Source organism: Halomonas sp. C22 (assembly GCF_007655045.1).
Taxonomy (GTDB): Bacteria; Pseudomonadota; Gammaproteobacteria; order Pseudomonadales; family Halomonadaceae; genus Vreelandella; species Vreelandella hamiltonii.
On the sequence record NZ_VBVC01000006.1, the window covers coordinates 62,204 to 83,243 of the forward strand.

Annotated in this window: 20 protein-coding genes and 1 pseudogene; 14 read left to right on the forward strand and 7 right to left on the reverse strand. The window is 60.3% G+C overall.

The annotated features are described in order from the left end of the window. Window positions 1-233: 233 nt before the first annotated feature. A protein-coding gene (locus FEU76_RS12510) for an IS3 family transposase (protein WP_144983449.1) occupies window positions 234-1,399 on the reverse strand; the annotation gives its coding sequence in 2 pieces (ribosomal slippage) (window positions 234-1,138 and window positions 1,138-1,399; 1,167 coding nt in all). A 302-nt stretch (window positions 1,400-1,701) separates the two neighbouring features. Here FEU76_RS12510 and FEU76_RS12515 point away from each other — a divergent pair. Beyond that, window positions 1,702-2,952, forward strand: a complete 1,251-nt coding sequence (locus FEU76_RS12515) for a hypothetical protein (protein WP_144983453.1) — start codon at window positions 1,702-1,704, stop codon at window positions 2,950-2,952. Between the two features lie 93 nt (window positions 2,953-3,045). On the opposite strand, the pseudogene FEU76_RS12520 reads toward FEU76_RS12515, so the two are convergent. Beyond that, window positions 3,046-3,243, reverse strand: a pseudogene (locus FEU76_RS12520) (transcription elongation factor GreB); the annotation flags it as partial. A gap of 225 nt (window positions 3,244-3,468) precedes the next feature. Between FEU76_RS12520 and FEU76_RS12525 the strand changes: the two are divergent. From FEU76_RS12525 to FEU76_RS12560, 8 genes are all read left to right on the forward strand, one after another. After that, window positions 3,469-4,113 carry a TRAP transporter TatT component family protein gene (locus FEU76_RS12525; protein WP_144983456.1) on the forward strand — a complete coding sequence of 215 codons (645 nt, stop codon included), beginning with the start codon at window positions 3,469-3,471 and terminating at the stop codon, window positions 4,111-4,113. A 90-nt stretch (window positions 4,114-4,203) separates the two neighbouring features. Then, complete coding sequence (locus FEU76_RS12530) at window positions 4,204-4,851, forward strand: NUDIX domain-containing protein (protein ID WP_144983459.1); 648 nt, start codon at window positions 4,204-4,206, stop codon at window positions 4,849-4,851. A gap of 9 nt (window positions 4,852-4,860) precedes the next feature. Further along, entirely contained in the window at window positions 4,861-5,307 is a 447-nt protein-coding gene (locus tag FEU76_RS12535) for a DUF1249 domain-containing protein (RefSeq protein WP_039177649.1), read from the forward strand. Next, window positions 5,307-6,041, forward strand: a complete 735-nt coding sequence (locus tag FEU76_RS12540; protein WP_096923206.1) for a phosphodiesterase — start codon at window positions 5,307-5,309, stop codon at window positions 6,039-6,041. The genes FEU76_RS12535 and FEU76_RS12540 overlap by 1 nt, the downstream gene beginning before the upstream one ends. Before the next feature lie 195 nt (window positions 6,042-6,236). Beyond that, the gene (gene cysD, locus FEU76_RS12545; protein WP_039177641.1) at window positions 6,237-7,193 is read left to right on the forward strand and encodes a sulfate adenylyltransferase subunit CysD; all 957 of its coding nucleotides are present in this window, start codon (window positions 6,237-6,239) and stop codon (window positions 7,191-7,193) included. Continuing rightward, window positions 7,193-8,638: a sulfate adenylyltransferase subunit CysN gene (gene cysN, locus FEU76_RS12550; protein ID WP_016913404.1), complete on the forward strand. Its 1,446-nt coding sequence runs from the start codon at window positions 7,193-7,195 to the stop codon at window positions 8,636-8,638. Before cysD ends, cysN begins: the two co-directional genes overlap by 1 nt. 188 nt (window positions 8,639-8,826) lie before the next feature. After that, a complete protein-coding gene (locus FEU76_RS12555) occupies window positions 8,827-9,729 on the forward strand; it encodes a homocysteine S-methyltransferase family protein (RefSeq protein WP_144983462.1) in 903 nt (300 codons plus the stop codon). A gap of 36 nt (window positions 9,730-9,765) precedes the next feature. After that, window positions 9,766-11,352, forward strand: a complete 1,587-nt coding sequence (locus FEU76_RS12560; RefSeq protein WP_052196370.1) for an ABC transporter substrate-binding protein — start codon at window positions 9,766-9,768, stop codon at window positions 11,350-11,352. A 64-nt stretch (window positions 11,353-11,416) separates the two neighbouring features. On the opposite strand, the gene FEU76_RS12565 is transcribed toward FEU76_RS12560, so the two are convergent. The 3 genes from FEU76_RS12565 to FEU76_RS12575 all read right to left on the reverse strand — a co-directional run bounded on the left by FEU76_RS12565 (window position 11,417) and on the right by FEU76_RS12575 (window position 13,725). Continuing rightward, entirely contained in the window at window positions 11,417-12,232 is an 816-nt protein-coding gene (locus FEU76_RS12565) for a substrate-binding domain-containing protein (protein ID WP_039177635.1), read from the reverse strand. A gap of 72 nt (window positions 12,233-12,304) precedes the next feature. Next, window positions 12,305-13,030 carry an ATP-binding cassette domain-containing protein gene (locus tag FEU76_RS12570; protein ID WP_081136925.1) on the reverse strand — a complete coding sequence of 242 codons (726 nt, stop codon included), beginning with the start codon at window positions 13,028-13,030 and terminating at the stop codon, window positions 12,305-12,307. Continuing rightward, window positions 13,027-13,725: an ABC transporter permease gene (locus tag FEU76_RS12575; protein WP_144983465.1), complete on the reverse strand. Its 699-nt coding sequence runs from the start codon at window positions 13,723-13,725 to the stop codon at window positions 13,027-13,029. The genes FEU76_RS12570 and FEU76_RS12575 overlap by 4 nt, the downstream gene beginning before the upstream one ends. Window positions 13,726-13,929: 204 nt before the next feature. Between FEU76_RS12575 and FEU76_RS12580 the strand changes: the two genes are divergently transcribed. The 4 genes from FEU76_RS12580 (at window position 13,930) to FEU76_RS12595 (ending at window position 17,415) form a co-directional block, all read left to right on the forward strand. After that, window positions 13,930-14,832 carry a helix-turn-helix transcriptional regulator gene (locus FEU76_RS12580; protein WP_260851404.1) on the forward strand — a complete coding sequence of 301 codons (903 nt, stop codon included), beginning with the start codon at window positions 13,930-13,932 and terminating at the stop codon, window positions 14,830-14,832. Between the two features lie 69 nt (window positions 14,833-14,901). Beyond that, on the forward strand, window positions 14,902-15,465 hold the full coding sequence (locus FEU76_RS12585) for a type 1 glutamine amidotransferase domain-containing protein (protein ID WP_039177629.1): 564 nt from the start codon (window positions 14,902-14,904) through the stop codon (window positions 15,463-15,465). Between the two features lie 62 nt (window positions 15,466-15,527). Then, window positions 15,528-16,583, forward strand: coding sequence for an App1 family protein (locus tag FEU76_RS12590; RefSeq protein ID WP_227407877.1), 1,056 nt, complete (start codon window positions 15,528-15,530; stop codon window positions 16,581-16,583). Between the two features lie 157 nt (window positions 16,584-16,740). Beyond that, window positions 16,741-17,415, forward strand: coding sequence for a zinc metallopeptidase (locus tag FEU76_RS12595; protein ID WP_096923199.1), 675 nt, complete (start codon window positions 16,741-16,743; stop codon window positions 17,413-17,415). A gap of 7 nt (window positions 17,416-17,422) precedes the next feature. On the opposite strand, the gene cmoB is transcribed toward FEU76_RS12595, so the two are convergent. Then, on the reverse strand, window positions 17,423-18,433 hold the full coding sequence (gene cmoB / locus FEU76_RS12600) for a tRNA 5-methoxyuridine(34)/uridine 5-oxyacetic acid(34) synthase CmoB (RefSeq protein WP_144983468.1): 1,011 nt from the start codon (window positions 18,431-18,433) through the stop codon (window positions 17,423-17,425). Window position 18,434: 1 nt separating this feature from the next. After that, window positions 18,435-19,178 (reverse strand): carboxy-S-adenosyl-L-methionine synthase CmoA, encoded by a 744-nt coding sequence (gene cmoA, locus FEU76_RS12605; RefSeq protein WP_039177622.1) that lies wholly within the window; start codon window positions 19,176-19,178, stop codon window positions 18,435-18,437. A 114-nt stretch (window positions 19,179-19,292) separates the two neighbouring features. On the opposite strand from cmoA, the gene pgi reads away from it, so the two are divergent. After that, window positions 19,293-21,002 (forward strand): glucose-6-phosphate isomerase, encoded by a 1,710-nt coding sequence (gene pgi / locus FEU76_RS12610; protein WP_016913414.1) that lies wholly within the window; start codon window positions 19,293-19,295, stop codon window positions 21,000-21,002. The last annotated feature ends 38 nt before the right edge of the window (window positions 21,003-21,040 follow it).

The following is a 21,040-nucleotide window of genomic DNA, read 5'->3' on the forward strand; positions in this document are numbered from 1 at the left end:
GACCTCCTTTCGGCCACTGCGTCACTGCTGGTAATTTCTGATCACCACAAGAGGTGTATTATCCTGGCAGCCGGGTTATCCGGCTGCCAGTGCAGATCCAATTGGCCGAAGCTGTGTGAAAACATACCCCTCACTATACTTTTTCTGGCAGCGCGGGAAGTATAGATGAAGCGTTTCCTTCACAAAGTGTTATATCAGAACTATGATCTTACCCAGCAACAGTGGACACTGGTTTAAGCGATCATTCGGGCTTCAAAGGCCTCTGGGCTGATCATCCCAATAGCACTGTGCCGCCGTTGTTTGTTGTAGTCCAGTTCGACGTACTCAAACACCTGGCGCCTCATATCGTTTCGCGTTGTAAATTGCTCCCCATGGATCGCTTCAACCTTGAGGCTGTGGAAGAAGCTTTCGGCACAGGCATTATCATAGCAGTTGCCTTTGGCGCTCATGCTGCACGTAAGCTCATGCCGGGTAAGCAGCGATTGGTAACGCGTGGAACAGTACTGACTACCTCGATCCGAATGGACTATCACGCCTTTGGGCATTTTGCGTCTCCATAGCGCCATCTGTAGCGCGTCACAGACAAGATCGGCCGTCATACGCTCACTCATTGCCCAACCGACCACTTTACGAGAGTAAAGATCAATGAGCACTGCCAGGTAAAGCCAGCCTTCGCCCGTCGCCAAGTAGGTAATGTCACCCACCCACTTTTGATTAGGAGCTGAGGCCGTGAAGTTTTGTTCTAGTAGATTCGGTGCGACTGGCAGCGAATGCCGTGAGTTCGTGGTGGCCTTGAACTTACGAGCTGCTTTAGCGCGCAGGCCCTGACGCTGTAAGCTGGCAGCCACCGTCTTACGGTTGATCGGCATCCCATCATCTCGCAGGTCTAGCGTTAGTCTCGGGGCGCCTGAGCGGCCCTTGCGTTGGTGATAAGCCTTGGCCACATGCTGATCGATAATGGCTTGCTGGCTGCGTTTTGGGGACGATGCGCCTTCGCGTTGCCGCCAAGCGTAGTAGCCACTCCGAGCGACCCCGACAACATGGCACATACGCTGAATACTGAACGCCTGACGATGACGGTGGATAAAGGCGTACTTCACTTCAGGCTTTTCGCAAAGTACACCGCGGCCTTTTTTGTGATGGCCAGCTCTTCATTTGCCTCGGCTAGTTGGCGCTTCAAGCGGGCGTTTTCTTCTGCCAACGACCGCTCTCGCTCGGATGTGTCTTGCTGCAGCTGTGCTTTAGATCGCCACTGATAGAGCTGACTCGCGTGTATTCCCAGCTCACGCGCCGCTGCTGCAACGCCAATGCGATCCGCAAGCGCTAAGGCTTCTTGCCGGTAGGCATCTGAGTAACAGGTATATGATTTTTTCTTCATTGATGTTGTCGATCTTGCCATGGTTCACCTCATCGTAACGTACGACGTTCTTAAGGTGTCCACTGTTACTGGGCAGGATCACTATCTGAACTTCCGCTTTTGGCCGATAGCGGACCTCTTTATTCTATCGTATATATAATAGTAAATGCCCCAGCTTGTTAGAAACCTTCTGGTTCTAAAGTATATGATTCTTCGATCGGTTCCCTCCGTCCTCTCGCTATCCATCAGTAATTTCTTAACAGGCGCATGGTCGGTGTGATGTTTGACCTAGCATGTTGCTGCGCTTATATTGTAATTTCAATGGTGTTCTTGAGTTGAAAATAATGGGAAAAAATAACGAAGCTGGGTTCATTTGCTATTTCGGCGATTTGTCACCTGAAGAGGTTGAGGTAATAAATGACTATTGGTTGGTGACGGATGATGGCGGTGTAATCGGTGGCTTTGCCTACTCGGTTTCTAGAGTTTCAGAGAGGCATGGTCTGCGCGAGGGAGATGTTAGAGTTATAATTAAAAAAGGTTCTGGGTTTTGTGCGCCAGGAGGTGTGGGGCTATGTGGTTCTTGTGGGGATGTGGTTTTGTTGTCCAGCAGGATGAAATATAAAGAGGCTCTCAAGGGGAAGAGGGGGACCTGTAAAAATTGTTTGCAAGAGCAGAGGGAGAGGTTTGACGAGGAATGTGAAAAGAAGCTTGTTGAGTACTTGGAGTCATCTTTGTCAGTAGAAGGCTATGAATATTCGGATCTTAAGTATCTGGATAAAGTGTTTCTTCTGGCAATTCTCACTATGAATTATGATGGCGATGGACCTTTGAAGCTCGGGGCTGGTGGGTTTGGCTGGTCTGGCTTTAAGAGTATAGATGCTGAAGCTCTCAACTCGTTGGTTGCTAGGAAGGCCGTCAAGCGCGTCGAGCGAATGGGAGACGAGGCTGTAATGGCATATGTTCGCTTAAGAGGCGGGAGTGCCGAAAAGAAGTCTTTGCTCTCCAATGCAGGGCTCAGGGATATTCCTCAACCAGGTTTCTATATTAACTTGCCTGATGATTTATATAATATCAATGACTTTATGCAGGCAGTAAATGATGATGTGGTCGAAGGGTGTATAACAGTTGATGATATTGAAGATATTAGGCGTCTAGTAAATGACATTCGGGTTGAGAAGCTTTATGCTGTTGTTGGGTATCTGGGGATAAGCTATAGGTTGAAAATAAATCATAATATCAAACTTGATGCTGTTCTTAGACATATTGCTGTTACATATCCGCTGGATAAAGCTTACTATACCATGATCAGGATGGTGGAAGATGTAATTAAATATATGCATCTAGAGTATGTCAATAGCTTCGCTGCTGAGCATTTGTTCACTAAGTTTCTTGAGAGCTACCTGTCTAAAGTTAAAACTAGGGGTTGGGAGCTGAAAATTGCCAGATCCTTGCCTCAAGAAATTACGAGTTCAAACTTGGAGGCTATGGTTACTGCCATATTTCTAGAGGGGGCTTTGAGTTGGGATGAGCTGTCGGCAACGGAGGTCGCAGAGCGGTGGGTATCGAAGCTGCACGTTGCGGAGTCGCATGGGTAAATAGTACCTTTAATTAGTATTGATACTATTATTTGATCCTTTAAAAACAAAGGCTTGCATTATATAGTATGTCATTTGAGGTTCTTTTGCTAAGTCGGCGTTCTCACTGCGGTCCCCCAGCGCAGCGGCTTCCCCTACCTTGGCCGACAGCTCAGGGCGTTTGACGCGGGAAAGGTGGTCCAGAATGCCCCGCAGGCGGGCCGCGCCCTCGGCGGTAATCAGGTTGCTCTTGGGTGCCTGGCGCGGGTCTTTTGCCGGATCGCGCCAGCGCGTCATGTTGCGGCCTTTCATGGTGTCGTTACCTTCCCGGAAAAGTGCCTAGCTTACGCTACCAAGGTACGGGGCAACAAAGCGGCGATTCTCTGGCGAATCATTCAAACGTTCGTTACATTGTCAGTGTGGACGAGATATCGCCATGCTTTGGGCAGGTCTAATTCGATAGTGATAACTCAACAGTCATGACTCATTCCTCATGGCTCATTCCTCATTCTTCATAACAACAAGCAGGAGTTTTCCATGCGTGCAATTCCATTTTCTAGACTCTTCATGGCGGCGGCGTTGGGCGGTGCCCTGGTGCTGTCGCCGCTGAGCGCGTCGGCCTTCGAAAGCGAGCTGTTCTCCTTGAAGAACCGCTGGGAGCATACGGTGACCGAGATGCCCGCCAACCAACGGGAGTCGACACTGAGGGCATTGGCGGGCGAGGCGGAGCGACTGGCCCAGCAGAACCCCAACGAGGCCGAGGTGCTGGTATGGCAAGGCATCGTGCTGGCTTCCTATGCTAGAGAGCGGGGTGGGTTGGGGGCGCTGGGTACCGCCGGTGATGCGCGCACGGTGCTGGAACGCGCCGTCGAGATCGACCCCATGGGGGGCAATGGCTCTGCGTATGTGACCCTGGGGGCGCTGTATGACCGTGCCCCGGGTCGCCCGCTGGGGTTTGGCAATAGCGCCACCGCTGAGCGGATGTTCCAGCGGGCGCTGGAAATTCGCCCGGACGGTATCGATGTGAACTACTACTATGCCGCTTTCCTGAAAGAAGAGGGCAACACCCAGGCGGCGCGGGAGCATGCTCAGCGAGCCGTGAACGGCACGGCGCGGGAGAGTCGCCAACGCTCCGACGAAGCCCTTCGCCGTGATGCCGAGGCGCTGCTGCGCGAGCTGTAATGGCCGTCAAATCACGCGGTTGATGATCCGATTGGCATTCCCGGTGGCCAGCATTGATAATGGTACGATCATGTTCACCGGGAGTGCCGCATGGGCCCCACACTCAATCGCGACGATGTGGAACTCATCACGCGTGACACCCTGTACAAGGGGTTTTTTCGCCTGGAAGCGCTAGAGCTGCGTCATCGACTTTTCGAGGGCGGCTGGAGCGCCACCATGCGCCGAGAAGTGCACAACCGCCACGATGCGGTGGGTGTGCTGTTGTATGACCCCGAGCGCGATGCGCTGATCCTCGTCGAGCAGTTTCGCGCCGGCGCCATCGACGACCCTCACTCCCCCTGGAAGTTGGAACTGGTGGCTGGCCTCGTCGACAAGGACGAGACCCTGGAAAACGTGGCGCGCCGTGAGGCCCAGGAGGAAGCCGGTTGCCAGGTGGGCCAACTGACCCGATTGCATACCTACTACCCAAGCCCTGGCGCCTGCAACGAGCGGGTCACGCTATTTTGCGGGCTGGTCGATAGCCAGGGCGTGGGAGGCGTGCATGGCGTCGAGGACGAGAATGAAGACATCCGTGTGCATGTCGTCTCTTTTCCCGCCGCCTGGGAACTCCTGGAGCAGGGCAGACTCGACAACGCCATGTGTTTGATCGGCATGCACTGGTTGGCCGGGCAGCGGGCATCGCTGCGGGCGGCTTCCCAGCGCGCGGCCGTGTCAGCCGCCGAGGCCAACACCCGGTAAGGAGTCATCATGGCAAGAGCCGCCTACGTAACCGATTTGAAAACCCTGCAAGGGGAGTGCAGCGCCAACTATCTGCGCCTGGTGCGCCTGGTGGGTGACCTGCAGAGCGGCCAGCGGCGCGATATCGCCTTGCGCGGTGATAACCGGCACTTTGGCGACCTCAAGCTGGCCATTCTTCAGCAGGCCCCTTACACCACGCTGGTGGAGATCTCCCAGCGCGGCCCGCTGGATGCGGTCATTGAAGGGCCGCGCATGCGCGTGCACCTTTACCATGATGTGCGCATGGCGGAAGTCATCGACTTTCAGCGCGAGCGTCATTTCAGCGGACGCTATCGCTACCCCAATGCGCGCATGCATCAACCGGATGAAAAGCTGCAGTTGAACTGCTTTTTAGGAGAGTGGTTGGCCCATGGGCTGGCCCATGGTCATGTCGTCGATTTGCCGGAGCTACCCTGATGCGGTTGATACAGATTACCGATGCGCATCTGCACGCCGACAAGCAGGCACGCTCTCGGGCGGCCATTCCCTGGCAGCAGTTCGAAGCCGTGCTGGACGCTGTGATGGCCGAACGCCCGGACGTGGTGGTGGTGAGTGGTGATATCAGCCAGGATGAAACCAGCGCGTCCTACGTTCACGCCTGCGAGGCCTTGAACCGCCTGCCGTGCCCCTGGTTCTGGATACCGGGCAACCACGACCAGCCCGAGCTGATGGCCGCAGAACGCCCGATGCTGGATGAAGTCGACCTGGAACAGTGGCGCCTGTTGCTGCTGGATACCCATGTGCCGGGCAAGCCCCATGGCGAGCTGGGAGCGACCAAACTCACCGCCCTGGCCGAACGGCTGGAGCAGGACGAGCGGCCGGTGGCTATCGTCATGCACCACCCGCCGGTGGATGTCGGGGCGGCCTGGATGGATGCGATTGGCTTGCAGGACCGCGATGCGTTCTGGCAGCTGTTGAGCGCTTACCCCCAGGTCAAGATCATTCTGTTTGGGCATGCCCATCAGGCCTTTGCCCAGCATCAGCCGCTGGCGGGCTCGGCGATAGGCACTTATGGTTGCCCCGCCACGTCAGATCAGTTTCTGCCCGGAGCGGAAACCTTTGCGGTGGATGAAGCGTCGCGGCCGGGTTATCGCGTGGTGGAGTTGCACGGGGAGGAGTGGCAGACCTGGGTCGAGCGTATCGACCTCTGATGCTTTTCTGTTTAGTTGATAAAGATATAAAAAGATAGTTATTAATTCTTTTGGGTTATTATTGACCTGGCGTTACCCTACCCACAAATGCCCGCCTTGCGATTCATACGCGCCGGGCGGCACACCATGTTTGCACAGGCTTCCTTGAAAAGCCGTCTCGATAAAAGCAAGCACCGTTTTGTGAGGGAGTAGGTAATGAACCAGTTTTCTGCGCCGTCGGCGACGCAACAGGTGCCCATCGCACCGGATGCCGCTCGATTGACCCACCTGAAGCAGCTCGAAGCCGAGTCGATCCATATCATCCGGGAAGTGGCAGCCGAGTTCAGCAACCCGGTGATGATGTACTCCATCGGCAAGGACTCCTCGGTGATGCTGCATCTGGCGCGGAAGGCCTTCTACCCCGGCACGCCGCCGTTCCCGCTGATGCATATCGATACCACCTGGAAGTTCCGCGAAATGATCGCTTTCCGCAATCGCATGGCGGAAGAGGCGGGCATGGAGCTGATCGTGCACACCAACGAAGAGGGTCGCGCTGCCAACATCAACCCCTTCGACCACGGCAGTGCCAAGTACACCGATATCATGAAGACCCAGGCCCTCAAGCAGGCCCTGAGCAAGCACGGTTTCGATGCTGCCTTTGGCGGCGCGCGGCGCGACGAGGAAGCCTCCCGTGCCAAGGAGCGCGTCTACTCCTTCCGCGACAAGTACCACCGCTGGGACCCGAAAAATCAGCGTCCGGAGCTGTGGAGCGTCTATAACGCCAAGATCAACAAGGGCGAATCGATTCGCGTGTTCCCGCTCTCCAACTGGACCGAGCTGGATATCTGGCAGTACATCTATCTGGAGTCGATTCCCATCGTGCCGTTGTACTACTCCGCCAAGCGTCCGGTAGTGCAGCGCGACGGCATGCAGATCATGGTGGACGACGAGCGCCTGCCGCTGGCCGAGGGCGAAGTGCCGGAAGAGAAGTGGGTGCGTTTCAGAACCCTGGGCTGCTACCCGCTGACGGGGGCGGTGGAGTCCACCGCCGCCACGCTGCCGGAGATCATTCAGGAGATGCTGCTGACCAAGACCAGCGAGCGCAGTGGCCGCGCCATTGATCACGATCAGGCCGGTTCCATGGAGAAGAAAAAGCGTGAGGGGTATTTCTAATGGCGCACCAATCAACGTTGATTGCCGATAACATCGAGCAATACCTGCACGAGCACGAAAACAAGGATCTGCTGCGTTTCATCACCTGCGGCAGCGTCGACGACGGCAAGTCCACGCTCATCGGACGGCTGCTCCACGACTCCAAGATGATCTTCGAAGATCAGCTCGCCGCGATCACCAAGGCTTCCAAGACCAGTGGCACCACCGGTGATACGGTGGACCTCGCCCTGTTGGTAGACGGCCTGCAATCGGAGCGCGAGCAGGGCATCACCATCGACGTGGCGTACCGCTTTTTCTCCACCGACAAGCGCAAGTTCATCATTGCCGATACGCCGGGGCACGAGCAGTACACGCGCAACATGGCCACGGGCGCTTCCACTGCCAGCCTGGCGATCATCCTGATCGACGCGCGCTACGGTGTGCAGACCCAAACCCGTCGGCACAGCTTCATTGCCGACCTGCTGGGCATTCAGCATCTGGTCATCGCGGTCAACAAGATGGACCTGGTGGGCTTCTCGGAGGCACGCTTCAACGAGATCGTGGCGGAGTACCGCGCTTTTGCGGCCAACTTGCAGGCCCCGGACATTCGCTTCGTGCCGATGTCGGCGCTCAATGGCGACAACGTGGTCAACGCCAGCGAGCACACGCCCTGGTACTTTGCGGCGGGCAGTGAAGGCTACGAAGGCAAGACCCTGATCGAGCTGCTGGAAAACGTCGAAGTCACCCGTGACCAGAACCTGAGCGACCTGCGCCTGCCGGTGCAGTACGTCAATCGCCCCAACCTGGACTTCCGAGGCTATTGCGGCACCCTGGCGGCTGGTGTGCTGCGCCCAGGCCAAGAGGTGAAGGCGCTGCCGTCGGGCAAGACCTCTCGCGTGGCGCGCATCGTCACTTTCGACGGGGATCTCGACGCTGCTTACCCCGGTCAGGCCATCACCGTGACTCTGGAAGACGAGATCGATATCTCCCGTGGCGATTGGCTGGTCAGCGCCGAAGCCCAGGTGCCGCTTTCCAACGTGTTCAACGCCGATGTGGTCTGGATGCACGAAGAGCCCCTGGAGCCGGGCAAGCTCTACGATATCAAGCTGGCCACTCGTGATCTGGCGGGCCAGATCAGCGCCATCGAGTATCAGGTGGACGTCAACACGCTGGAGAAACACCCGACCCAGCGTCTGGGGCTGAATGCCATTGCTCGCTGTGAAGTGGAACTGACGGCATCGATTCCGGTGGACGACTACCGTACCAGCCCCGGCACGGGCAGTTTCATCATCATCGACCGGCTGAGCAACGTGACCGTGGGCGCCGGTATGATTCGGCGGGTCGCAGATGCCCGTGAGCAGGCCGGTACCACCGATTGGGCCGCCTTCGAACGTGACCTGAACGCTCTGGTGCGCAAGCATTTTCCGCACTGGGGCGCGAAGGACATTCGTGACCTTCTGCGCTAACGGCTTGATGACGTTATCGAGATAACCGAGTAGACGCTTAGCCGTTGGCAACGCACACTGGACCTGCTGTTGGCGCGAGACGCTGCAGCAGGTTTTCTATATGGAGACAGCGGGTAGGTTGCCGCTGTTTTTAATGATAGATGAAGTCTTAATGATGGCTGAATCGAGACACCAAGGAGTGAAGGTCGATGTTAACCCTACTGGACGGTGGCCTGGGGCGTGAGTTGAAACGTTTGGGCGCGCCGTTTCGTCAACCGGAGTGGTCGGCGCTGGCGCTGATGGAAGCCCCCGAGTGCGTGACCCAGGCGCACCAGGCGTTCATCCAGGCCGGGGCAGAAGTGATTACCACCAATGCCTATGCCGTGGTGCCCTTTCACATTGGCGAAGAGTGCTTCGAAGAGCGTGGCCTGGAGCTGGCCACTCTGGCAGGCAAGCTGGCCCGTGAGAGCACTGCCAATCAGCCGCATCCGGTGGTGGTGGCGGGTTCCTTGCCGCCGCTGTTTGGCTCTTATCAGCCGGAGCTGTTCGATGCACAGCGCGCCCCGGCGCTGCTGAAGACGCTGATCGAAGGGCAGGCGCCTTATGTGGATGTCTGGCTGGCCGAGACCCTGGGCGCTACCGAAGAAGCCGCTGCGGTGGCCCAGGCGCTGGCCGACGACACGCGGCCAAGGTGGTTCTCTTTCACCTTGAAAGATGCCGATGAACACGGCGCTTTGCCCTGCGAGCTGCGCTCGGGCGAGTCCATTGCCACCGCCGTGAACGCCGTTCTGGCCGCCAAAGGCGAGGCGCTGCTGTTCAACTGCAGTCAGGCCGAGGTGATGGAGGAAGCGCTACGCCAGGCGGCGGCTGCCGTCGCAGAGCAGGGCGCTTCGCTGCGGTTGGGCGTTTACGCCAATAGCTTCGTTCCTCAGAGCAATCGCATGGCGGCCAACTCCGGCGTCAGCGACATGCGTGATGACCTGGGGCCAGAGGCGTATGCCGCGTTTGCACAGCGCTGGCAGGCGGCGGGCGCCAGCCTGATTGGCGGCTGCTGCGGCATTGGCCCAGAGCATATTCAACAGCTGGCGCAGGCCCTGCGCCAGAGCGTTTAAACTTGCACGCGAGTGCATTGCAGATGAGCAATCGACATGGCGAATGACCAATGGCAGGCGGGTCGGCCTGCATCGGCAGGGCTTACACGACGTCAGTTCTTGCAGCATACGGCGGCGCTTTCGGTAAGCGCCAGTGCGGTCGGGGGGCTGGTGCTGCCCCGCTGGGCAAGCGCACAGGACGCCGCCGTGCCTCAGCGCGGTGGGCACTTGATTCTGGCCATCGACAACGCGTCCAGCAGTGATCGTCTGGACCCGGCCTACTATTTCGAGCAGTACATGTACCACATTGGTCGTCAGCTATTTAATACCTTGACCGAGCTGAACGACGACGGCTCGCTGGCGCCGGGTTTGGCTGAATCCTGGGATACCCAGGATGCGGTGCAGTGGGTCTTTCAATTGCGCCAAGGGGTGACGTTCCACAACGGCAAGACCCTGACGGCGGCGGATGTGGTCTACTCGCTGAACCATCACCGGGCCGAGGACTCTCCCTCGGCGGTCAAGGGGTACATGGAGCAGGTCGCGGAAGTGGCAGCCCACGGTGAGCGTGAGGTGCATATCACGCTGACGGCACCCAACATGGACCTGCCTTCGCTGCTGGGCGAGGTGAACTTTGCGATCACGCCCGAAGGCGCCAATTTCGATGATGGTATCGGCACCGGGCCGTTCGTGCTGGAACGCTTCGAGCCGGGCGTGCGCACGCTGGTCAGGCGCAACGACAACTACTGGAAAAGTGATCGTGCCTTCGTGGATAGCGTGGAAACCCGCGCCTTCAACGACGCATCGGCCCGTGTGGCGGCCCTGATGAGCGGCTCGGTCCACTTCATCAACCGCGTCACGCCCAGTATCGTCAGTCGCCTGGAGAGCGCCTCGTCGGTGCAGATCAACCGTAACTCGGGCAGTTTCCAGGTCACCTTCCCGGGATTGGCCGATCGCGCGCCCTTCGATAACCTGGACGTGCGGCTGGCCATGAAGCACGCGCTGGACCGTGAACAGCTGCTCAAGATGCTGGTGCAGGGGTATGGGCAGGTGGGCAACGATTCGCCGCTGTTCCCCAGCAACGCTTACTTCACCACCGACCTGCCCAGCCATGCCTTCGACCCGGACAAGGCACTGCACCACTGGCGCAAGGCAGGGGTAGAGCGGCCCATTCGCTTGAGCGTGGCCGATGGGGCGACTTTCGAAGGGGCGGTGTCGGCGGCAGAGCTGTATCAGCAGTCGGCCCAGCGGGCGGGCATTCCGCTGGAGATCAACCGTGTACCGGCGGATGGTTACTGGTCGGAAGTGTGGCGTCAGCATGAGTTCTGTGCCTCGGGCTGGTCCAGCCGTCCCACGGCCGATGCCTACCTGTCGATGGTCAATCTATCCAATGCGCCCTGGAACGAGTCGCGTTGGGCCAACGAGCAGCTGGATCAACTGATCATCGCCGCCCGTGGCGAACAGGACGAAGCCACCCGTCGCCAGATGTACCACGATATTCAGGTGCTGTATCAACAGGAAGGCAGCACCGTCGCGCCGCTGTACATGGATTCCATTTCCGCGACGAGTGCGAATGTGCGTGGGTACGTGGACGTGCCGGGAGAGGTAGCGACCCGCTCCGTCGAGAAGATGTGGCTGGTGGGCTAGCGCCCGTCAAATCTCGCCGTGTCGCCAGCGCGCCCCCACGTCAGTGGGGGCGCGCCTGTTTGGGTTATTCTGCGTTGGGGAAGAACAGCTGCTGGTCGTTGACTTTGAAGTCGGCAATCGCTTGCTGGCCTTCGTCGGACACCAGCCACTCGTGCCATTGGCCCGCCAGCTCATGTTTCAGGTGAGGGTGCTGCTCCTGTGACAGCAGCAGCGAACCGTATTGGTTGAACAGCGCTTCGTCGCCCTCGAACAGCAGGGTCAGGTCCTGCGGGTTTTCAAAGGCCACCCAGGTGGCGCGGTCGGTGAAGCTGTAGGCGTTCATGCCTGCGGCGGTATTCAGGGTCGGCCCCATGCCGCTGCCCAGTTCACGGTACCAATCTCCTTGCGGTGTGACGCCCGCATCTTCCCAAAGGCGCAGCTCGGCGCGGTGAGTGCCGCTGTCGTCACCCCGTGAGGCGAAGGGCGACTCGCTGTCGGCGATCCGCGCCAAAGCATCACTGACGCTGTCACTGTCGGCGATGTTGGCGGGGTCATCGCTGGGTCCCACGATCACGAAGTCGTTGTACATCACATCCAGCCGCTCGGTGGCGTAGCCATCGGCAACGAACTGCTCTTCGCCTGCGGTATCGTGAACCAGCAGGCTATCGGCATCGCCACGACGAGCGATTTCGAAAGCTTGACCGGTGCCGACGGCCACCACGCGCACATCGATCCCGGTCGCTTCCGTAAAGACCGGCAGAATGGCCCCAAACAGGCCCGAGTTCTCGGTAGAGGTGGTGGAAGCCAGGGTAATGTAGTCATCATTGGCCAGCAGCGAGGCGCTCCAGGCCAGTGCCGTGGTGCATAGGCTGGCGGTAACGAGGGTAGTGGTCTTGTTCACGGTCCTGCTCCTTTGGGTATTGTTCAAGCGTCGTGGTGGGGCTTGCTAGAGTAGGGCTTGCCAGAGTAGGGCTTACCAGACCAGCTCGCCCCGTATGAACGCCCTGGCTTGCGCTGTTGCCGGGGTGTCAAAAAAGTCTTCTGCCGAGGTGTGTTCGATCAACTGACCGCTGTACATGAACAGCACGTCGTCGGCCAGACGCCGGGCCTGGTGCAAATCGTGGGTGGTCATGACGATACGCGTGCCTGCCTGATGGAACTCATTGACCGCGTCTTCCACGGCCTTGATGGCCGCCGGGTCCAAGGCGGAAGTGGGCTCATCCAGAAACAGGACGGCAGGCTTGAGCAGCCAGGCCCGTGCCAGCGTGAGACGTTGCTGCTCGCCTCCGGAAAGCACCCGGGCGGGGCGTTTGGCCAGGCTGGTCAGGCCGAACTTTTCCAATGCCTGCAAGGCCAGCGCCTTGCGCTGGCGGCGAGGCACCCGATGCACGGCCAGGGCGTAGGTGAGGTTGTCCAGCGCCGAACGGCGCAGCAGCACCGGGCGCTGAAAGACCATGGCCTGCACCGGCGGCTTGCCTTCCCAGGTCACCTGGCCACTGCTGGGGCGCAGCAGCCCATGCGCCAAGCGCATGAGCAGGCTTTTGCCAGCCCCGTTGGGGCCCATTACCAGCGTCCGGCGGCAGCCGTGCAGCGCTAGCGTGGTCGGTGCCAGCAGCGTGTCGCCACGGTGGCAGAAGCTGACCTGCTGAAAATGCAGGCTGGGGACGGTGGAAGCCGCGGGGCTGAGGGGTACGTTCATCCTAACCGCCGTTTTGCCATTTCACTGACCCAGTGGGCCAGTGCATTGATCAAGGTGACCAGACTGAGCAGAATGATGCCCAGCCCCAAGGCCATCGCCAGGTTACCCTTGCTGGTTTCCAGCACGATGCTGGTGGTCATGACCCTGGTCACGCCGTCGATATTGCCCCCCACGATCATCACTGCGCCCACCTCCGCACTGGCGCGGCCAAAGCCCGCCAGGATCACGGTCAGCAGGCCAAAGCGAGCATCCCACAGCAGCGTGGGCATCATGCGCAGTTGGCCGAGCCCGAGCGAACGCAGCTGTTCGGCGTACTCGCTGTGCAGGGCTTCTACCTGCTGGCGTGTCAGGGCAGCAATGATCGGAAAGACGAGAATCACCTGGGCAATGACCATGGCGGTGGGCGAGAACAGCAGCCCGAACTGACCCAATGGCCCCGCACGGGAAAGCAGGAGGTAGACGCACAGGCCCGCGACCACGGGAGGCAGCCCCATGAGGGCATTGAGCACCACGATCAGAGCGTTCCGCCCGGGGAACTGCCACAGTGCCAGCGCCGCCCCCAGGGGCAGTGCCAACAGGCTGGCCAGGGTGACGGCGATCAGCGACACCTGAAGCGATAGCGTCACGATGGCCACGAGCGCAGGGTCCATGCCCAGAATGAGCGCTATCGCGGTGCTGAATGGGTTATCCGACATGACGTTCCGTGGCCAGGGTTGCTGATAGGGGCAGGTTCATTGTGTTGGTAGGGTGTCGTTGTAAGGTCATGATGTATTTGAAAAGTCACGATGCTGGTAGGAGCATCAGGCAGGAACATAGTGTACGTAAATTTCCCGGGATGCACGGTGCGCTGAAAAATATGCGCTACTATGCAGTCTCATGCAGGAATTGAAGGTGGGCGGGTGAGAGAGTCTCTGAAAGAGTATTCAAAAGAGTACCTTACGACGGCGGAAGTGGCGGAGTATCTGCGGCTCAAGGAGCGCAAGGTGTATGACCTGGTGCGCCAGGGGCAGATCCCTTGTAGCCGTGCGACCGGGAAACTGCTGTTTCCTCGTCAGCACATCGACATGTGGGTGTTGAGCCACCTGGAAGGCGACCAGGCCCAACGGTTGCCGCCCCCTCAGGTGCTGGCCGGAAGCCTCGATCCGCTGCTGGAGTGGGCGATTCGTGAGAGTGGCTGCGACCTGGCATCGCTGTGCCATGGGAGTGGCGACGGCATTCGGCGCTTGCTCGAAGGCAAGGCCATGGTGGCGGGTATCCACTTGCGGGACCCTGACAGCGGCCGCTACAACGAACCGACCTTGCTGGGGTTGGGTGGGGTCAAGGATCTGGTGGTGCTGCACTGGGCCAAGCGCCGTCAGGGTCTGATAGTAGCGCCGGGCAACCCGCTGGGCCTGAAGACGATAAAGGATCTTGCCCGCCCAGACGTGGTGTGTGCTCATCGCCAGCCCGATGCCGGGGCTGCGCATTTGCTGCGAGGCTTGTTGATGCAAGCGTCCATCGCGTCTGACGCGCTGCGCTGGGCCGACCACATGGCGCTCAGCGAGGAGGATCTCGGCCTGGCCATTGCTCAGGGAGAAGCGGATGTCGGGGTGGGCATGGAGGCGGCGGCGCATCGCCAGCAGCTTCATTTCATTCCCCTGGTGGAGGAGTCGTTCGATCTGGTCCTGCATCGACGCAGCGCTTTCGAGCCCACCATGCAAGCGCTGATGGCCTTTGCCCGGCAGCCGCGCTTTCATCAGCGGGCCGAGGCGCTGAAAGGTTACGACATCAGCCAGCTGGGTCGCGTTTTATACAATGCTTGACGATGGTATAAGATGCGCCACACTGGTTAGGTGCTGTACACGACTACTCATCACGAAATGGAGAGCATGATGAATCAAGCACTGAACGGTAAACGCGTCGCTATTCTGGCAACGGATGGTTTCGAAGAGTCCGAGCTGAGCGTACCTCGCGCCGCGCTGCAGAAGGAAGGCGTCGATGTGCATGTGATCTCCCCGGAAGGCAAGGAGATCCGCGCCTGGGCAGAGACCGAGTGGGGCGATAACTACCGCGCCGACAAGTCGCTTGCCCAAGCCAGCGAGGCGGACTATCACGCCCTGGTGCTTCCCGGTGGCCTGTTCAACCCGGACGAGCTGCGCATGAACGATGAGGCGCTGAGTTTCGTCAAAGCCTTCTTTCAGGCAGGCAAGCCGGTGGCGGCCATCTGTCACGCCCCGTGGATTCTGATCAATGCAGACGTGGTGGAAGGGCGCAAGATGACCTCGGTCGCCAGCGTCGCTCAGGACTTGCGCAATGCGGGCGTGAACTGGGTAGACGAGCCGGTGGTGGTCGATAGTGGGCTCGTGACCAGCCGCACCCCCAAGGACCTGGATGCCTTCAACGCCAAGCTGCTGGAAGAGCTGCAGGAAGGGCGTCACTCGGGTCAGCACGCTTAATGGCGTGGTATCACCAGTGGGCAAGCTTTGCCAAAAGGCTTGCCCATGTCGTTGCCAAACCCATGAAAAAGGATCGTGGCCGGGGTGGCATGATGGTGCACCCTTATCGTGGCTACGGCTCTCAACAGGAAATTTTCGTCATGGGTCGCGTGTTTCGACAGGCGGCCCTTGGGCGTGCCATCCCGCGGCGCGGCATATTGCGTGACACGGCTGACGTGGCCCGGCGCATCTTTCGCCGTGGCCTGGCCGATGCCCAGGTAGAGATCCGTGTGGGCGAAAATCAGCTGACGCTGACCACCGACCGCGACGGTTATTTCGACGCCCATTTGCCCATCACCTCGACGCTGCCAGTGGACGTTTCCTGGCACCGTGCCGATATCGTCGTACGTGCCAGCGGTCAGCCCACGGTGCGCACCAGTGTGGAAGTCTACGTGCCGCCCCCCGAGGCCGACCTGCTGGTGATCAGTGATATCGACGACACCGTGATGTTCACCGGTGTGGCCGAAAAGCTGAAGATGCTCTATCGGCTGTTCGTGCGCAAACCCCATCGACGCACCGCGTTTCCCGGCGTGGCATCGTTGTACCAGGCGCTCTATCGTGGCCAGACCGAAAAGGCAGAGCGTCCCATTCTGTACGTGTCCCGTGGCCCCTGGGCTATCTATGAAATGCTCGAAGCCTTCTTTCAGCTCAACCGTATTCCGGTGGGGCCGATCCTGTTTCTGCGTGAATGGGGTATCTCCTGGCGCAAGCCCTGGCCGCGCCGGGCAGAAGCCCACAAGCGCGACCTGATCGACCGCATGCTGGCGCTCTATCAGGACATGCCCTGCATCCTGATCGGCGACAGCGGCCAGCACGACCCGGAAGTGTATACCGAGGTCGTCAAAGCCTACCCGGAGCGCATCAAGGCGATCTACATCCGACGGGTGGACAGTGACCCCAAACGCGAAGAAGCCATTCAACGGCTGCGTGAGCAGTTGGCGCACACTCAGTGCGAACTGGTGTTGGCCGCTGACAGCGTGCTGATGGCCGAACATGCCCACGGGCAGGGCGATATATCTGCCCGCGGGCTGCAGGCCGTCAAGCGTGATGTCGCCGCACATCACAACGACCCCGACTGACGCTGCGCCCCCGCGCGTATCATGGTAAAACTAATGGCCCGCTTGCGGGTCATTTTACGTAGGCACTGGCCGTCGCGAGCAGCTTGCTTTGCCGCCGTCAGTGCCCCACGGCTTGTCGAAGCCTCTCTGAATTACCTGTGAACGCAGCGGTGGAGTTATGTGGATTCTGGTCATTGCCGTCATGCTGGCAATCTTCGTACTGCCCAACGTCTGGGCGAAATGGGTGCTGAAGCGTCACACCCGTGGCCGTGACGACTACCCGGGCACCGGGGCCGAACTGGCCGAGCACCTGTTGCGCCGCCTGGGCGTAGAAGGGGTCAAGGTAGAGCGTACCGAGCATGGCGACCACTACGACCCGGAAGCCCGCTGTGTGCGCTTGACGCCAGACCACTACGACGGCCGCTCGCTCACCGCCGTCACCGTGGCGGCTCACGAAGTGGGCCATGCCCTGCAGCACCATGAAGGCTATGCGCCGCTGCTGGCCCGCAGCCGCCTGGTGCAGCTGGCGCAAAGAGCGGAAAAGCTGGGGGCGGTGCTGATGATGCTGGCGCCTTTCCTGTTCCTGCTGACCCGCTTGCCCGGCGGCCTGGCAGCGGTGGTGGCGATGGCCGTGATCAGTTTTGGCACTGCGGCACTGGTGCATCTGGTCACGCTACCGGTCGAGTTCGATGCCAGCTTCAATCGGGCCCTGCCGCTGCTGAAAGACTACGTGCCCCCCTACGACATGCCCGGTGCCCGCCACGTACTGACCGCTTGCGCTTTCACCTACGTCGCCGCCTCACTGGCCAGCGTCATGAACCTGGGGCGCTGGCTGGTGATTTTGCGGCGCTGAGCCTGGCTTACGCCGGCCTGTTCGCCAGAATCACTGCGCGGCGGGGGGCGGGGTAGCCTTCTATGGTGCGGGTGCGGTCGTGGGGATCCAAAAAGTCGGCCAGTGACTGGTAGGTCATCCACTCGGTGGAACGCTGCTCGTCCAGCGTGGTGACGGCTTCATCCACTACGCGCACATTGGTGAAGCCGCAGCGCTCAAGCCAGTGGCACAGGGCGCGGGATGAGGGCAGGAAGTAGACGTTGGGCATGGCGGCGTAGCGCTCGCCGGGCACGAACACGGTCTGCTCGTCGCCTTCCACTACCAGGGTTTCCAGCACCAGCTCGCCGCCGGGGGCCAGCGCGCCCTTGAGCTGTTGCAGGTGCTCCAGGGGCGAAGGGCGATGGTAGAGCACGCCCATGGAGAACACCGTATCGAAGAAGCCCAGGCTTTCCGGTACGTCCTCGATACCCACGGGCAGGAAGTGAGTGCGGCCTTCATCGGCGTCTCCCACGAAGTGGCGCACGGCCTGAAACTGCCAGTAGAAGCGCGGGGAAGGGTCGATCACCAGCACGAAGGCGGCGCCTGCGCCTGCCATTCGCCAGGCGTGGTAGCCGCTGCCGCCGCCGACATCCAGTACTTTGCGATACTTGAGCGGGGCAAGATGCGGCGCGACGCGCTGCCATTTCCAGTCGGAGCGCCACTCGGTGTCGATATGAATACCGCCCAGGCAAAACGGCCCCTTGCGCCAGGGGGCCAGCTTGCGCAGCAGGTTGAAACACTGGCGCTGCTGGCTCTCGGTAAGTGCCAGCTCTACCGTCAGCGTGTCGCTGTTGAGGTCGACGTGGCGTTCTTCGGGCAGCGGGGGCAGCTTGGCTACGGCCTTTTCCCAGGCGGAAAGGTCGCCGTGGCGCTGGCGGTCTAGCCCGCTGGCCAGCTGCTCGGGCAGTTTGGCCAGCCACGGCGTCAGCGAGGCGTCCTGCGCGGCCTGATCCAGAAACGCTTGATACAGCACACGATGATCGTCGGGAAGCAGCGCCACGTCAGCCCTCCTTGAACGCGATCAGCGAGGTGAAGTTCAGGTACTGAAACCAGGTCATCGAGCGCGGAAAGCCCGCCTGCGACAACCGCTCGTGCAAGGCATCCAGGGTGTCGGGAATCAGCACATTCTCCAGCGCCGTGCGTTTCTGGCTGATTTCCATATCGCTGTAGCCGTTGGCACGCTTGAAGTCGTGGTAGCGCTCTACTCGCCAGGCATTGTCGCGCTCGTCGGCGTCGATGGTCTTTTCCGAGAGAATCAGCACGCCGCCGGGCTCCAGGGCAGCGTACAGCCGCTTGAGCAGGGCATCTCGGTCGGCGGGAGGTAGAAACTGCAGCGTGAAGTTGAGAATGATCATCCCCGACGGCGCGTACGCGTAGGTGCGGATGTCGGCTTCTTCCACCTGCATGGCGTGATCGGGGCTCTCGTCGAGAAAGGTCTGGCGAGCACGCTCGACCATGGCAGGCGAGAGGTCGATGCCGGTATAGCGGAAAGCGTCGGCGGGCATGGCCCCGGCCAGCGCCAGGCCCGAGGCCCCCAGCGAGCAGCCCAGGTCGTAGACATGGGCGCCGTGGCGCAAATGGCGCTGGGCGATCAGGCTCAGCATGCCCAGGATCTGGCCATAGCCGGGCACCGAGCGGCGGATCATGTCGGGAAAGCAGGCGACGACCTGTTCATCGAAAGAGAACCTTGCCACCTTATCCAGGGGTGTTGAAAAGATAGCGTCGCGGTAAGATGCATCACTCATGGGCAAGCCAGGCTGGTTAATGAGGCTCGCTAGTTTACGCGCCCTTGTTAATCCAGAACAGGCCCGTCGATCACAGATTCCTGCCTCACGGAACGACGCCACAGGAGAGGGCACATGGCTTCAGCAAAGGCAACTCCCGATACGCTACCCGCTTGGCAAACGCTTACCCAGCATGCCCAGGCGATTCGTCACATCCATCTGAAGAACCTGTTTGGTGACGACCCCGAGCGCTGGTCACACTTCACCCGTCACGTGGCGGGGCTGACGCTGGACCTCTCCAAACAGCGCTGGGATGACGACACCCTGGAGCATTTGCTGGGCCTGGCGGAAGAGGCGGGCGTGCCGGGGGCCATCGAAGCGCTGTTGAGCGGTAAGCGGGTCAACGTCAGCGAAAACCGCCCGGCGCTGCACACCGCCTTGCGCTTGCCCGCCGATGCCCAGCTGGAGGTGGAGGGTGAAGACATCGTCGGGGCCGTGCACGACAGCCTGGCGCAGATGGAGTGCCTGGTGCAGCGCCTGCACGCGGGCCAGTGGCGTGGTGCCACCGGTAAGCCGATTCGTCACGTGGTGAACCTGGGGGTAGGCGGCTCGGATTTGGGCCCGCTGATGGTGACCCACGCGCTGGCCGATTATCGCCCCAGCGACATTCACCCCGTCGAGGTGCACTTTGCCTCGACCATGGATGGCTCGCAGCTGGCCGACTACCTGACGCGTTTCAACCCGGAAACGACGCTGTTCGTGCTCTCTTCGAAGTCGTTCACCACCATCGATACGCTGTCCAACGCCAACACCGCCCGTGACTGGCTGCTGGGGCGGCTGTCCCGGCATGCGGAAGCTGGCGAAGCCCCTCAGGCGCACACCATCAGTGCCGAACTGGTCGTGCGTCAGCACTTCATTGGCGTCTCGGCAAGTCCGGAAAAAATGAGCGAGTGGGGCATCACCCCGGACCACCAGCTGATGTTCTGGGAGTGGGTGGGGGGGCGCTATTCGCTCTGGGGCACCATTGGCCTGCCGATTGCCCTGGTGATCGGCATGGAGAACTTCCGTGCGCTGCTGTCGGGCGCGCACGCCATGGATACCCACTTCAAGACGGCGCCCATGGCCGACAACCTGCCCGTGCTGCTGGGCCTGGCGGGTATCTGGAACGTGAACTTCCTGGACATTCGTGCCCATTCGATTCTGCCCTATGACGGGCGTCTGGAATATTTTGCCGCCTATCTGGAACAGCTGGAAATGGAGTCCAACGGTAAATCCGTGACCCGCCAGGGCCAGGCGGTGAGTTACTCTACCTGCCCGGTGCTTTGGGGGCAGTTGGGTCCCAATGCTCAGCATGCGTTCTATCAGCTGCTGCACCAGGGCACCCAGCCGGTGGTCTGCGACTTCATTGCCCCGCTCAAGCGCTACGACGAGGTCGAAGACCCGGACACTCGCCGCCACCTGAAGGCCCAGCATCGGCTGGCGCTGGCCAACTGCTTCGCCCAGTCGCGGGTGCTGATGCTGGGGGATGATGCGCTGGAGGAGGACGGCCCGCGCCCCGAACACAAGCGCTATCGCGGTAATCAGCCCTCGACCACGGTGCTGCTGGACAAGCTCACGCCCGCCACCCTGGGGGCGTTGATTGCGCTCTACGAGCACAAGGTGTTCGTGCAGGCGGTGATCTGGGACATCAATCCTTTCGACCAGTGGGGCGTCGAGCTGGGCAAGCAGATTGCCACCGACACCCAGGCCATCATCGAAGGCGACGGCGAGCTGGCGCGTTTGGACGCGTCCAGCCGTGGGCTGATCGAAGCGTTCTGGGCGGCGGAGCAGACGCCGCGCGGCTAAGAGATGCGTGGCGCCCGTTTTTCATGGCTGGATATACA